Below are 13,776 nucleotides of genomic sequence, written 5' to 3'. Positions count from 1 at the left end.
AAGGGGCAGAAGTCGGTGCCCGCGAGGGTCAGACCGTGGTGTCCATCGGTTCCGCCTCGTGGTCGCTGGACGGGGCGGAGGAGTCGGAGGAGGTGTCGTGGTCCCAGGCCACGTTGTGGCTCTCCTCGCACACGAGGGACACGAAGGTGCCGCCCGCCGCGGTGATCGCGTTGTGGATCCGGGCGGCCAGGGCAGCCGCCTGGTCCACCGCGTAGTCCGCGAACTCGGCGTTCGCGGCGCCGCTCGTCCACACCGGGCCGGGATGCCGGCCCGAGCCCTGGTAGAGGTCCAGGAAGCAGCTGACGCAGGGGCGTTTGACGCCCGCGATGTCGTGCTGGCCCATGCTGCCCTCGGGCGCGGCGCCCATGATGGTGCGCTCGGCGTGCTTGCCGTCCGTCGTCGGGACCGGCACCTCCACCGCCCCGGACAACGAGCGCACCACCGGCCAGAAGTCGGGGTGGTGCGCCTCCTCCGTGGCCTTTTTGGCGAGCAGCGCGCGCAGCTTGTTCGTGTGCCGCTCCTCGCGGGCACCGTCCGGCACCATCCGCTCCAGCAGGCCGAGCAGGTACTCCTCGGCGGCGTCCGCGCCCGCCTCGCCCCGCACGATCTCGTTCACCCGTTTCCGGTTGGTGGAGATGTACAGCTGGAACTTCGCCTCCTGCTCGTGCTCCTGGTCCTCCCCCTGCTGCGTGGACAGGCCTGCCTGCACCTCCTCGGGACGCTGGCCGGCGGCGATCAGACAGCGGTTGACGACCGTGGAGATCCAGCGCAGCACCTGCTTGGTGCGGTCGCCCTCGTAACTGCGCTTGCCCATCACGTTGGCCGAGCCGCCGTAGATCTGGGAGGCCTTCGTCGAGCCGGCGGTGGCCCCGGTCTGCCCCGCCTGCGCGGCCTGCGGAAGGTGGAGGGTGAGGCTCTGGTTCGCTCCGTGGGCCTGCCAGCCGAGGGCGACCAGCGCGTCCCGGACGGCCTCCGCGGGCGAGACGCCCTTCTTGGCCCCGCCCCGCCCCTTGCCCTTGGTCACCCGGCCGCCGCTGGTCGAGGGCGACCGCTGGACGACCGTCCCGACCCGGTCCGCGCCGGCGGTCTCCCCGGCCGCGGCCCGCTGCACGGCCGGCGCCGGTCCGCTCATCACACTCCGGGCGACCTGGCGGGCCTCCGTCTCGGCCCAGTCGCCGGGGTCGGAGATCCGCAGGCCGGGCACCTGCTCGGTGCCGGGCACGTCGCCCCGCGCCTGCTGGCGGGTGTGGTGCAGCTCCTCCGCGAGGACGGTCTTGTCCTTGCCGTCCCAGACGATGTGGGAGCCCGAGGTGTAGGCCTCCGCCCCGATCTCCGCCGCCGAGTCCAGCGCCGCCGCGTCCGAGTGCATGCGTACCGAGCCGAAGTCCTCGCCGCCGAACCTGCCCTCCATCTCCTGCTTCAGCGGCCCGTCCAGCGGACGCCCCGGCGAGCGCAGCACGTCGTGCACGGCGGAGCGCTGCACCGAAGGGCCGTGCCCGCAGCCGGCGTCGTGCACATGCCGTTCCTCGCTCAGGGCACGGGCCACCGCGGCGTTGCCCGCCGCCCGCTGGAGGGCCGGCATCCGCTGCGCCGGTGTGGTGGGCGGCACCACGGGACGGGCCCGCTCCGCGTCGCTGCCCCGCTCGTCCCGTGTTGCGTGTGCGCGCACGGCACTTCCCTTCGCCTTCGGATCACCTTCGGACGGCTGACCCTCCACCGCTACTGGACCCCGGCGGCCCGGGTAAGGCCCGAACGGGCAGCATCGCGGGCAGACCTGGTGGCCGAAGGGCTGCGGGGCGGCCCGGACTGCCCGTCCGGGCAAGGAGGTTGCCCCCGGCACGGCACCGGAGGACGTTTCCGTGCCCGCGCCTCGCGCGTGAGGGTGGGAAGCGTTCCTGTCTCGTACCCCGAGGAGAGCAGAGCATGCCGTCCTACCTGTCGCCCGGCGTCTACGTCGAGGAGGTGGCCAGCGGCTCGCGCCCCATCGAGGGGGTGGGCACGTCGGTGGCGGCCTTCGTGGGCCTGGCCCCGACCGGTCCGCTGAACGAGCCGACGCTGGTGACCAACTGGACGCAGTACGTCGCGTCCTTCGGTGAGTTCACCGACGGGTACTACCTCGCGCACTCCGTCTACGGCTTCTTCAACAACGGCGGCACGGCGGCCTACGTGGTCCGTGTCGGCGGCAGCAGGGAAGACGCCGAGGGCACCGTCAACGCGCCTGCCGCCGTCGGGAGTACGGCCGCCCCGGCCGCCCTGCCGCCCGGCGAGGCCAAGCAGCTCGGCACCTTCACCGTCAGCGCCATCGCCTCCGGCGACCTGAGCGTCGAGGTCGCCGACCCGGAGGGCGAGGGCCCCGCCGAACGCTTCAAGCTGGTCGTCAAGGACGGCGGCAAGACCGCCGAGACCTTCGACGTGACCGCGAAGAAGGGCGGCCGCAACTACGTGGTCACCCAGGTCAAGGAGCGCTCCAAGCTCATCACCGTGACCGAGGCCGCGCCCGCCGCGCAGCTGGCCCGGCCGGAGAACCAGACGGTGGCCCTTGTGGCCCCGACCCAGACGCCGGCGTCCGCGTCCCCCGTCGCGGGCGCCGGCTCGCACCCCGGTCCCGCCGAGTACCTCGGCGACTCGGCCGACCGCACCGGCTTCGGCGGCCTGGAGGCCGTCGACGAGGTGTCCATGGTCGCCGTCCCCGACCTGATGGCCGCCTACCAGCGGGGCGCGATCGACCTGGAGGCCGTCAAGGCCGTCCAGCTCGGCCTGATCGCGCACTGCGAGCTGATGGGCGACCGGGTCGCCGTCATCGACCCGCCGCCGGGCCTCAACGCCCGCCAGATCCGGGTCTGGCGCCAGGAGACGGCCGGCTACGACTCCAAGTACGCGGCCCTGTACTACCCCTGGATCAAGACCTTCGACCCGTCCTCCGGACAGTCCCGGCTGATCCCGCCGTCCGGCCACGTGGCCGGCGTCTGGGCCCGCAACGACGCCGAGCGCGGCGTCCACAAGGCCCCGGCGAACGAGGTGATCCGCGGCGCGGTGGACCTGGAGCTCCAGATCACCCGCGGCGAGCAGGACCTGCTCAACCCGATCGGCGTGAACTGCATCCGCGCCTTCCCCGGCCGCGGCATCCGCGTCTGGGGCGCGCGCACCCTCTCCTCCGACCCGGCCTGGCGCTACCTGAACATCCGCCGGTACTTCAACTACCTGGAGGAGTCGATCCTGATCGGCACCCAGTGGGTGGTCTTCGAGCCCAACGACCACAACCTCTGGGCCCGGATCCGGCGCAACATCTCCGCGTTCCTGGTCAACGAGTGGCGCAGCGGCGCCCTGTTCGGGCAGCGGCCCGAGGAGGCGTACTACGTCAAGTGCGACGAGGAGACCAACCCGCCGGAGTCGGTCGACGTCGGCCGCGTGATCTGCGAGATCGGCATCGCGCCGGTCAAGCCCGCCGAGTTCGTGATCTTCCGGCTGGCCCAGTTCAGCAGCGGCAGCGGCGAGCTGCAGGAGTAGCCGGCCCTCGGCCCCAACCCCCTTGTTGTCACGGCACCTTGAGAAGAACGGGCAGTAACACATGAGTCTCCAGCCGGGTGACGCCCTCACATCGCACAATTTCGGCCTGCAGATCGACGGCGTGATGGTCGAGTACCTCGCCGAGGTCAGCGGCATGACGATGGAACAGGACGTCATCACCTACCAGCAGAACACGCCGGACGGGAAGAACCACGTCCGCAACCTGCCGGGCGTGAAGAAGAACGGCACCTGCACGGTCGTCCGCGGTATGACCCAGTCCTCGTCGTTCACCCAGTGGATCAACGAGTCGATCAACGGCCAGATGACCACGGCCCGCAAGAACGCCTCCATCATCATGATGGACTTCCAGAACAACCCCGTGAAGCGCTACAACCTGCGCAACGCCTGGTGCAGCAAGATCGACACCAGCACGGTGAAGGCGGGCGAGGCGTCCGCGCTGACCGAGACGGTGACCATCACGTTCGAAGAACTGGTCATCGAGTAATGAGGCGTTCGGCTGTCAGGGCCCAGGGCGTGGGGGCGCCGCTCGCACCGGAGGCGGCGGTGCCCCAGGCCCCCCAGCAACCGGAGACGCCCGTCGAGGTGCTGCGCACGGAGTTCCCGTTCCAGCTCCCGCGCGGGTACGTCGACGAGCAGGGCACCGTCCACCGCGACGGCGTGATGCGCCTGTCGACGGCCCGGGACGAGCTGGTCCCGCTGCGGGACGTCCGGGTCCAGGAGAACCCCGCGTTCCTGTCGGTGGTGCTGCTGGGCCGGGTCATCACCCGCCTCGGCACGCTCCCGCTCGTCCACGACGGGATCGTGGAGAACATGTTCGCCTCCGACCTGGCGTTCCTCCAGGACTTCTACCGCCAGATCAACGCCGAGGGACACACCCGGGCCGCGGTCAACTGCCCGCACTGCTCCGAGCCCTTCGAAGTGGAACTCGGCGGGAGCCGCCTGGGGGAATCGTGACGTACGCGACCGACCGGCTGCACGAGGAGATCGCGTACGTCGCCTACCACTTCCACTGGAACCTGGAGGACATCCTGGACCTGGAGCACGCCGACCGCCGCCGCTACACGGCGGAGATCGCGTCTCTGGTGACCAGGGCGACGGCCTCCGCAGGGGCGGAGGGCTGACGGGTGGGGCTGTGGGATCGGATGCGGGGGCGCGGACGCGGGTCCGGGGCAGGCGAGTCCGGCGACTCCGGGAACGGGCCTGAGGCTCCCGCGGACGCGCCGCGTCCCGTGGTGGCGGCGGCCTGGTCCGGGTTGCCGCCGATCCAGCGCGCGCTGGGGACGGGCGGGCCGGTCGCGGACGCCGGATTCGGCGGCCGGTTGCCGACCTGGCAGAACCCGTCGTTCATGGGCACACGCTCGCACGCCGTCCTGGACGGCGAGACGAGCGCGGGTCTCGCCGGTGGCGGCCGCGCGGGAACCACGGGCGCGGGGGCCGTGTCCGGCCTCGAACGGCCGGTGCAGGCCATGCCGTTGGCGGGGCCGACGGGAGCGGTGGGTCCGATGGCCGGCCGCCGTGCGCCGGTTCCGGTGGTGCCGTTGCGGGCGGTCGGGAGCGGAAGCGCCCCGTCAGGGGCGCGGGGAACTGCGCGGCCGGCCACGACGGACCCGCAGCGGGCCACGCTCCGGGAGTCCGCGGGCTCCGCCGGATCCATTGGGTCTGCCGGGGCCGTGGATGCGGCCGGCTCGGCGGGACGCTCGGGACCTTCCGGGTCTTCCGGATCTTCGGTCTCGGCCGGATCGGTGGCGCCGGCGGTACAGCGGGTGCCGTTGGCGGGGCGACACGGTGCTGGTGCGGCCGCGCAGCGGCCCGGGGCGACACCGGGAGCCGTACGGAACGGGAACAGCGGGCCGGGCCCGGCCGCCCCGTCGGCTGTCCAGGCCAAGGGACCGGCGCCCTCCGCGGCGGGGGCGGGTCAGCGGGCGATGCCCGCCGTCCAGCGGTCGGTCACGCCGCCGGCCGGCGCTTCCCCAGCCGCCTCACCCGCCGTTTCGGCGGCGGTGCCGGTGGCGTGGGCGCCGCAGCCGACTCCGGTCGCTCCGGCTCCGGCCACCGGTCCGCGGGTCGCGCCGGCACCTCCCGTCCCGCCGCGCCGCAGCGCGCTGACGAAGGCGCCGGCGAGCACGTCGGTGACGGCTGTGCAGCGGCGTACATTGCCGTCGGCGCCGAAGGTGACGGCCGCCGAGGGCGCGGTGCCGGCGTCGGGTGAGGGTGACCGAGCCGGCGGCGAAACGGCGGCTGACCGGGTCGTGGAGCGGCTGGTCGAGGGCGGCGGCGGTGATCCGGTGCGGGTGAGCGGGGGCTGGCCGCGCCCGCGCGGTGACGGCCGTACCGCCTCCGCAGGTGCCTCGCGGGCTCCTCGGGACGCCGCCCCCGGCCGGGCGCCGGCACCTGCCGCCGTGCAGCGGTCCGCGTCCGGTGGCGGACCGGCGACTGTCCGGCCGCGCACGACAGGTCAGGGTCCGGCCGGGGCGTCCTCCGGCGGTGGCGGTACGGCGTCGGCACCCGTGTCGCCGACCGGGGCCACGGCCCGTACGGCCCCCGCGTCGCCCACGCCGGCACCCCCTCCTGTCCCTTCCACGGCCCCTGCGCCACCCTCGGTATCCGCAACGCCCACCCCGTCCGTCGCGCCCTCAGGCAGCGGCGGGCCTTCCGGCATGTCCGGCGCCGGGGCGCGGACCCCTGTGCAGCGGCAGGCCGTGCGCTACAGCGGCACTCCGGTTGCTCCGACCGGGCCCGGCGGCTCGGCGGCGGCTCCGGAGCCGCCGCCCGGCAGCCCCGGGGCGCCCGCCGTACAGCGCAGTGCCGTCACGGGCCCGGCCGCCCGGCCCACGCCGCCGTCACCGGAGAGTGGCCGTACGGGGGCGGCTTCGGCACCGAGGCCCAGGACCGGCACGGCGGCCACCGGCGCCACCGGCACCGAGGCCGCCACGGTTTCCCCGCCCACTGCGGGAGCCGCGCCTCCGGTCCCGCGCGCCTCGGCCGTCCCGCCTGGCGCGCGGCCCCCGGCATCCCCGGCCGCGAGCGGTGGCCGCGCGGCGTCCGTGCAGCGAACGACGAGGGAGAGCGCGGGCGCGGCCGACGCCGTACGGGAAGCGACCCGACCGGCAGGGAGGGGGGCCGTACCGGCTGCCGTGCCGATGCCGTCGGGGGAGCCCGGTCAGGACGCCGCGGCCGGCACCTCGACGGCGGCGGCCACGCCCGCTTCCGCGCCGGCTCCCGTGCAGCGTGCCGCGACGGCCCCGGGCGCCGCTCGACCCGGCCTCGGTGCTCCGCTTTCGCGCGCGGCCGGGAGCGGTGGCCGTGAGGTGTCCGCGCAGCGGCGGACGACGGAGGGCCCGCAGCCCTCCGCCGCCGCCGTGCCGGATGCGCAAGCGCCGCAAGGTCCGCGCGAGCAGGGGCCCGCCCCGTCGTCCGCGGGCCCGGCCGCGGCGGCCCGCCCTGCTCCGACGTCCGCATCCGCATCCGCTTCCGCTTCCGCGTCCGCTTCCGTGCAGCGTGCCGGTACGACAACTCCCCGCGCACCCCGCCTCGGCCTCGGCGCCCCTGTCGCGGGCCCCGTGGCGAGCGCGGCTGCCGCGAGGTCCGCCGGCCGCCAGGCGGCCGTGCCGTCGGTGCAGCGGAAACCGGCGTCGAGCGGTTCGTCGAGCGGTTCACCGGCTGGTCCATCGGCTGGTTCACCGGCTGGTCCATCGGCTGGTTCACCGGCTGGTCCATCGGCCGGTTCGTCCGCTGGTCCTTCGAGCGGTTCGTCGAGTGGTTCCCCGGGTGACCAGCCGGCCGCCTCTTCCCCTCCGGTGACCGCAGCGCCCCGCCCCGTACAGCGAGCCTCGGCACCGGACCTGCCCACGACGACGGCCGAGCGTGCCCAGCCGCCCCAGCCCACCCCCAGCGGTCCCGCGACGCCGCCGTCACCGGCTCTCCCCGGCCCCGCCACGTCGGGCACTTCGGCGACGGCTGCACCGCTTTCGGCCCTTCCCCCCTTCGTCCAGCGCACCGTCGCCTCCGTCGCCTCCGCCGCTTCCGCCGCGCCCAGCACGCCCGGCCCCGGAGGCCGCCCTGCAGCCGTGCAGCGCCGGGCACCATCACCGCTCCCCGCGACCACCCCGCCTGCCACCGGACCGGCGGCCCCCCTGCCCCTCTTCGTGCAGCGAGCCGCAGCTCCGCCCGCCGCCCTGCCGGTCAAGCCAGCCACTGCCACCCCCGCTCAGCCCGTCCCCCTGCGCGCCACCACCCCGATCTCCGCCACCAACCCCCTCCCCGTCGCATCCCTGGTCGTCCAGCGCGCCCCGGCCACCACCGCGCTCCCCGTCGACCAGCCCACGACCTCGCTGAAAAAGGCGCCGGTCACCCACACCACCCGCGCCGTGGCCCCCCGGACCCGGACGTCCAGGCAGCCACCGCCCTCCGACGACCCGCCGCCGCCCGGGTACTCCGCCTCCGCGTCGGCCGCCGACGATCCGCCGCCCGGCTACACGGCGGTCGAGGGCGGCGGATTCGATCCGCGCGCCCTCACCGAGTTCCAGGTGGACGCCCTCGTCCACCGGATCATCGACCGGATCACCCGGCACGTCCGCACCGAACTCCGCCGCGACCGCGAACGCGTGGGAAAGCTCCGCGACTTCCGGCCTTGACCGCCCTTGATCACGACGACCGCGCAGCACCCCACAGAAAGGCCTCCCGATGGATCGCCAGGACCCGGGAACCACAGTCTGGTTCAGCCTCTCCATCGACGGCGAGGACCTCGGTTACTTCAACGGGTGCGAGGGCCTGTCGTCGCAGGTGGAGATCGAGCAGCGGCAGGAGGGCGGGAACAACGGGTTCGTGTGGCAGCTGCCGACCCGGGTCACCTTCTCCCACATCCGGCTGACCCGCCCGCTCACCCCGGACACCTCCAAGGTCGCGAAGTGGATCTCGTCCGTGCAGACGGGGATCGAGCGGCCCACCGGGCAGATCACGGCGCTGCGCGCGGACGGCTCGGAGGTGGCCCGGTGGGGGCTCCTCGACGTGCTGCCGGTGAGCTGGCAGGGACCCTCCCTGGACGCGGGCAGTCCGTCCGTGGCCACGGAGGTCCTGGAGATCGCCCACCACGGATTCACGGACTGAGCGGACGTACGGAGAGGCAGGCGGATCAGATCATGGCCAGGAGCAGCCGGGGCGCCGGCAAGAGCCTCGTGCGGGCCACCCTCGCGATTCACGAGCCGCCGGTGGGCACCAGCACCAGCCCGGGCGGCATCATCAAGACGTTCGGCTTCGAGTTCAACCCGGCGCAGCTGTCGATCGCCCGCCGGGCGGACTGGAAGTCGTCGGCGGCGCCGATCGAACGGGACGGCGCGCTGCCGGAGTTCCTCGGCACCCATCCGCGCGAGATGAGCGTGGAGATCTTCCTGGACCGGTCCGACGACCCGGACAGCAACGACGTGATGAAGAAGGTGGAGTCGCTGCTGGCCTGCTGCGAGGTCACCAGCAAGAGCATCGCCGCCAAGCAGCCCTCGCCGCCGTGGGTGGTCTTCCAGTGGGGGTCGTTCTCGACGGCCAACTTCACGGCGTACGTGGCCTCCGCCGACGTCTCCTACTCCCTCTTCGGAACGAGCGGGATGCCGATCCGGGCCAGCTGCCGGCTCCAGCTGCACGAGATCCCGAGCAAGACCGCGGGACAGAACCCGACGTCCGGCGCGCTCACCGCGCAGCGCGTGCACCGGGTCGTCGCCGGGGACTCGCTGCAGTCGCTGGCCTGGCGGGAGTACGGCAACGCGGCCGCCTGGCGGGCGATCGCGGACGCGAACGACATCGACGACCCGGGGTGGCTGCCCGCGGGGACGGAACTGGTGTTGCCGGCCGCCGAGGAGGTGCGGTCCTGATGGTGAAGCACGCCTTCTCGAACGTCATCAAGGTCGTCATCGGCGGCAAGGAGCTGACCGCGACCTCGGAGTACGGGCGGTACCTCGTCGACGCCCAGGTGGACCAGGGCGTCGGGGTCCCCGCCGCCTTCCAGCTGACCTTCCGCGACCCGGCCCGCAAGCTGCTGGGCAAGCTGGGCGTGCAGTTCGGCACGCCGGTGGTGATCACGCCGGTCTCCGACGGGCAGGGTACCGGCGACCCGCTGCTCACCGGTGAGGTCACCGGGATGGAGGCCGAGTACGACGGCACCGGCAGCTACGCGGTGGTCCGGGGCTACGACTACGGCTTCCGGCTGATGCGGCAGCGCCGCGTCGTCGCCTACCGCAACCAGACCGCCTCCGACATCGCCCGCAAGCTGGCCGCGCAGGACGGCGTGCCGATCGGGCGGATCCAGGCCACCAAGACCGTCTACGAGTTCATCAGCCAGTCGAACGTCACCGACTGGGACTTCCTGGCCCGGCTCGCCGACGAGAACGAGATGGTCATGTCGGTGGACGCCGACGGCAAGTTCCAGTTCGTGAAGCAGAAGAACGCCTCCGGGGCGCCCTCGCCGCAGACCGACGGCGACCGCAGCCCCTTCGTCCTGGAGGCCGGGCACGACATCCTGCGGCTGCGCACCGCCGTCACCGCCTCCGACCAGGTGAACAAGGTCGAGTCGCGCGGCTGGGACGTACGGACGAAGAAGACGCTCACGGCGACCGTGACCCCCGCCGCCAACACCGGCTACAGCATCGGCACCACCCCGGCCGCGGCGGCCGGCGAGTTCAAGACGTCGAAGCTGGTCGAGACGCGTACGCCGTACGACAAGCAGACCGAGGTGAAGTACGCGGCCGACGCCCTCTCCGACGACGTCACGTCGACGTTCGCCGAGGTGGAGGTGGTCGTGCGGGGCAATCCCAAGCTGCGGCCCGGGGTGCCGGTGGCGCTCGCGGACGTCGGGGACCCCTTCGAGGGGAAGTACACGGTCACCTCGGTACGGCACGTCTTCGGCGACGCCAAGCACTACGAGACCTGGGTGACCGTCAGCGGCCGCCAGTGGCGCTCGCTCTACGGCGTCGCCTCCGGCGGTGCCGGGGACGCCGGCGGCGACCGCCAGCTCAGCGTGGCGCAGGCCCTCGTCACCGACGTGCAGGACCCGCTCCAGCAGGGCCGCGTGAAGCTCAAGTTCCCGTGGCTGGACGACACCTACGTCAGCGACTGGACCCGGACCATGCAGTGGGGCGGGGTGCGCGGCGGCGGGGTCTTCCCGATGGACGTCGGTGACGAGGTGCTCGTCGCCTTCGACCGGGGCGCCCTGGACCACGCGTACGTCATCGGCGGCCTCTACAACGGCAAGGACAAGCCGACCCGGGTCAAGGACGTACCGCTGCACGACGGCATGCGCGGCCGGGCCACCCGGCACACCGTCTCCGACCGGGTCGGCAACCGCATGGACCTGCTCGACCAGCGGGGCCGCAAACAGGGTGTCCGGCTGGCCAGCGGCGACGACAGGCTCACCGTCTTCCTGGACCGCCAGAAGACCGAGATCACCGTGGACAGCAAGGGCAGCGTCTCCATCAAGGGCAGCAGGTCGGTGTCGGTCGAGGCGGGCGCCAACCTGTCCCTGAAGGCGGCGGGCGCGCTGAGCATCAGGAGCGGGGGGCCGCTGTCCCTGCAGAGCGCGGAACTCGTCGACATCAAGTCCCCCGCGGGGGCGGTCTCCGTGAACGCCGCCGCCGTGAACGTGATGGCGAACGCCGCCCTGTCGCTGCGCGGCAACGCGGCCGTCGCGATCAGCTCCTTCACCACGGTGGGCATCCAGGCCCCCGAGGTGCCGGTCCTGGGCAACCTGATGATGGGCGGACTGACGGTGATGGTGATCCCGGCATGAGCGGGGACGGTGGTTCCGGCATGTGCGGCCGGCAGGTCTTCCCGGAGGGGCGGGTGCGGGGCTGATGGCAGAGCAGTTCGTCGGCTCCGGCTGGTCGTTCCCGTTGCGGATCGGGCCCACCGGCGGCATCGCGCTGGTCAGCGGCGAGAAGGAGGTGGAGGAGGCCATCCGCCTCATCCTCTCCACGGCCCCGGGCGAACGCCCGATGCGGCCGGAGTTCGGCTGCGCCATCCACGACCTCGTCTTCGCCCCCGTCAACGAGCAGACCGCCGGCCGTATCCAGCACGAGGTGCACGCCAGCCTCGACCGCTGGGAGCCGCGGATCGAGGTCGAGGACGTCGAGGTCACCACCGGCGCCGACCCGAGCGTGCTGATGATCGACGTCCGCTACTCGATCCGCGGCACCAACAACCCGCGCAGCCTGGTCTTCCCCTTCTACGTCATCCCCTCCCACGACGAGCCGGACCTGCCGCCCGCCTCCCCGGACTCCTCCGAAAGCGACCGCTGATCCCGATGGCCCTGCCCTCCCCGAACCTCGACGACCGCCGCTTCCAGCAGTTCGTCGACGACGCCAAGCGCTATATCCAGCAGCGCGCCCCGGAGTGGACCGACCACAACGTCTCCGACCCCGGCATCACGCTGGTGGAGACGGTCGCGCACATGGCCGACCAGATCGTGTACCGCCTCAACCGGGTCCCGGAGAAGAACCACCTCGCCTTCCTGGACCTGGTCGGCATCACGCTGTTCCCGCCCTCCGCCGCCCGCACGGACGTGACGTTCTGGCTGTCGGCGGCCCAGGAGGAGGCGGTTCCGGTGCCGGTCGGCACCGAGGTGGCGACCCGCCGTACCGAGACCCAGGAGGCGGTGGTCTTCGCGACCGAGCGCGAACTGACCATCGTGCCGAGCGAGTTGCGGCACCTGCTGCGCCAGCAGCACGGCGCGGCCGTCGTCGACCTCACCCACGACCTCGCCGAGGGCAAGGACCTGTTGTGCTTCACGGAGTCCCCGAACCCCGGTGACTGCATGCTGCTCGGCCTCTCCGCCGCCGTCCCGCACTGCGCGGTCGCCCTGGACCTGGACAGCCGGGTCGACGGTGTCGGCGTGGACCCGCGGCAGCCCCCGCTGGTGTGGGAGGCGTGGACGGAGGACGGCTGGCGGGAGTGCGAGGTCGACCGGGACGGCACCGGTGGCCTCAACCGCCCCGGCGAGGTCGTCCTGCACGTCCCCGGCGGCCACGTGCTGTCCCGCAACGGCGGCCTGGAGGCGAGCTGGCTGCGCTGCCGGGTCACCGAGCCGCACGCCGACCAGCCCTTCTACACCACCTCCCCGACCATCCGGTTCGTCGAGGCCTGCACCGTGGGCGGCACGACCGCGGCCGTCCACGCGGAGACCGTCGAGGACGAGGCGCTCGGCGAGTCGACGGGCCTGCCCGGCCAGCGCCTGCGGCTCGCCCACGCCCCCGTCGTCGGTGACAACCCGCCGCTCCTCCTCCAGACCGCCGAGCACGACGGCGAGGACGGCTGGGTGGACTGGCAGGTCGTCCCGCACTTCGCGGCCTCCGGGCCGTACGACCGGCACCTCACCCTCGACGCGACCACCGGCGAGATCGCCTTCGGCCCCGCGGTCCGCGAACCGGACGGCTCGCTGCGCCAGTACGGCGCGGTGGCCCCGAAGGGCGCGGTCATCCGGGCCCGCCGCTACCGCACCGGCGGCGGCCGGGACGGCAACGTGGCCCGGGGCGCCGTACAGATCCTGCGCTCCTCCATCCCGTACGTCGCGGAGGTCGTCAACCGGGAGGCCGCGCGCGGCGGAGTGGACGGCGAGACGGTCGCCGAGGCGAAGGTGCGCGCGCCGATCACGCTGCGCGCCCAGGAACGAGCGGTGACCCTGCGCGACTACGAGGAGCTGGCCCGCCGCGCCGCGCCCGAGACGGCCCGGATCACCTGCCTGGAGGGCGAGGAGGGCGAGCACGGCTCGTACGCGGTACGGGTCCTGGTGGTACCCCAGGCGGTCTCCGACCCGGGCGGCCGGCTTCGCTTCGAGCAACTCGTGCCCGGTGACGCCCTGCTGGACCGCATCACCCGCTACCTGGACGAACGCCGGCTGATCGGCACCCGGCTGGCCGTCGGCCCGCCCTTCTACCAGGGCGTCACCGTCGTCGCCACCGTGCACGCCTTCCGCGGCGTGGACGTCGACCGGGTCCGCCGCCAGGCCCACGACGCCCTCTACCGCCACCTGGACCCGCTGACCGGCGGCGCGGACGGCAAGGGCTGGCCGTTCGGGCGCCCGGTGCAGTCCGGTGAGATCTTCGCGGTGCTGCAGCGCGTCCCCGGCATCGAACTCGTCGACGAGGTCGTCCTGCACCCCGCCGACCCGCTCACCGGCAAGCGCGGCGACCCGACCGACCGCATCGACCTGGACGCCCCGTCCCTGGTCTTCTCCTACGACCACCGGGTGAGGGTGATCGGCGAATGACC

At 73.4% G+C, this 13,776-nt stretch carries 13 protein-coding genes; 10 read left to right on the top strand and 3 right to left on the bottom strand.

Annotated elements, in window-relative coordinates; translation table 11 throughout:
• Window positions 1-28: 28 nt before the first annotated feature.
• Window positions 29-1,669, bottom strand: coding sequence for a DUF4157 domain-containing protein (locus ACFY0P_RS09645; RefSeq protein WP_388909154.1), 1,641 nt, complete (start codon window positions 1,667-1,669; stop codon window positions 29-31).
• A 254-nt stretch (window positions 1,670-1,923) separates the two neighbouring features.
• Here ACFY0P_RS09645 and ACFY0P_RS09640 point away from each other — a divergent pair, with 254 nt between their 5' ends.
• The 4 genes from ACFY0P_RS09640 to ACFY0P_RS09625 all read left to right on the top strand — a co-directional run bounded on the left by ACFY0P_RS09640 (window position 1,924) and on the right by ACFY0P_RS09625 (window position 4,649).
• Window positions 1,924-3,507: a phage tail sheath subtilisin-like domain-containing protein gene (locus ACFY0P_RS09640; RefSeq protein WP_388909153.1), complete on the top strand. Its 1,584-nt coding sequence runs from the start codon at window positions 1,924-1,926 to the stop codon at window positions 3,505-3,507.
• Between the two features lie 61 nt (window positions 3,508-3,568).
• The gene (locus tag ACFY0P_RS09635) at window positions 3,569-4,012 is read left to right on the top strand and encodes a phage tail protein (RefSeq protein WP_365792379.1); all 444 of its coding nucleotides are present in this window, start codon (window positions 3,569-3,571) and stop codon (window positions 4,010-4,012) included.
• Window positions 4,012-4,482 carry a hypothetical protein gene (locus ACFY0P_RS09630; protein ID WP_388909152.1) on the top strand — a complete coding sequence of 157 codons (471 nt, stop codon included), beginning with the start codon at window positions 4,012-4,014 and terminating at the stop codon, window positions 4,480-4,482. Before ACFY0P_RS09635 ends, ACFY0P_RS09630 begins: the two co-directional genes overlap by 1 nt.
• Complete coding sequence (locus tag ACFY0P_RS09625) at window positions 4,479-4,649, top strand: DUF6760 family protein (RefSeq protein ID WP_181808453.1); 171 nt, start codon at window positions 4,479-4,481, stop codon at window positions 4,647-4,649. The genes ACFY0P_RS09630 and ACFY0P_RS09625 overlap by 4 nt, the downstream gene beginning before the upstream one ends.
• Before the next feature lie 794 nt (window positions 4,650-5,443).
• Here the strand turns inward: ACFY0P_RS09625 and ACFY0P_RS09620 are convergent.
• Both ACFY0P_RS09620 and ACFY0P_RS09615 read right to left on the bottom strand, forming a co-directional pair.
• Window positions 5,444-5,977, bottom strand: coding sequence for a hypothetical protein (locus tag ACFY0P_RS09620; RefSeq protein ID WP_388909150.1), 534 nt, complete (start codon window positions 5,975-5,977; stop codon window positions 5,444-5,446).
• Window positions 5,978-6,232: 255 nt separating this feature from the next.
• On the bottom strand, window positions 6,233-6,475 hold the full coding sequence (locus ACFY0P_RS09615; RefSeq protein WP_388909148.1) for a hypothetical protein: 243 nt from the start codon (window positions 6,473-6,475) through the stop codon (window positions 6,233-6,235).
• 1,198 nt (window positions 6,476-7,673) lie between these two features.
• Between ACFY0P_RS09615 and ACFY0P_RS09610 the strand changes: the two genes are divergently transcribed.
• The 6 genes from ACFY0P_RS09610 to ACFY0P_RS09585 all read left to right on the top strand — a co-directional run bounded on the left by ACFY0P_RS09610 (window position 7,674) and on the right by ACFY0P_RS09585 (window position 13,774).
• The gene (locus ACFY0P_RS09610) at window positions 7,674-8,162 is read left to right on the top strand and encodes a hypothetical protein (RefSeq protein ID WP_388909146.1); all 489 of its coding nucleotides are present in this window, start codon (window positions 7,674-7,676) and stop codon (window positions 8,160-8,162) included.
• A gap of 49 nt (window positions 8,163-8,211) precedes the next feature.
• Window positions 8,212-8,634 carry a phage tail protein gene (locus ACFY0P_RS09605; protein ID WP_089100302.1) on the top strand — a complete coding sequence of 141 codons (423 nt, stop codon included), beginning with the start codon at window positions 8,212-8,214 and terminating at the stop codon, window positions 8,632-8,634.
• A gap of 32 nt (window positions 8,635-8,666) precedes the next feature.
• Window positions 8,667-9,389, top strand: coding sequence for a LysM peptidoglycan-binding domain-containing protein (locus tag ACFY0P_RS09600; protein ID WP_093500597.1), 723 nt, complete (start codon window positions 8,667-8,669; stop codon window positions 9,387-9,389).
• Complete coding sequence (locus ACFY0P_RS09595; RefSeq protein WP_388909144.1) at window positions 9,389-11,299, top strand: VgrG-related protein; 1,911 nt, start codon at window positions 9,389-9,391, stop codon at window positions 11,297-11,299. The genes ACFY0P_RS09600 and ACFY0P_RS09595 overlap by 1 nt, the downstream gene beginning before the upstream one ends.
• Window positions 11,300-11,363: 64 nt before the next feature.
• Window positions 11,364-11,807, top strand: a complete 444-nt coding sequence (locus ACFY0P_RS09590) for a GPW/gp25 family protein (RefSeq protein WP_181806072.1) — start codon at window positions 11,364-11,366, stop codon at window positions 11,805-11,807.
• Window positions 11,808-11,812: 5 nt separating this feature from the next.
• Window positions 11,813-13,774 carry a putative baseplate assembly protein gene (locus tag ACFY0P_RS09585; protein ID WP_388909143.1) on the top strand — a complete coding sequence of 654 codons (1,962 nt, stop codon included), beginning with the start codon at window positions 11,813-11,815 and terminating at the stop codon, window positions 13,772-13,774.
• Window positions 13,775-13,776 lie beyond the last annotated feature (2 nt).

Source organism: Streptomyces sp. NPDC001714, assembly GCF_042892755.1.
GTDB lineage: Bacteria > Actinomycetota > Actinomycetes > Streptomycetales > Streptomycetaceae > Streptomyces.
This window is presented reverse-complemented; position numbering and strand designations above follow the sequence as displayed.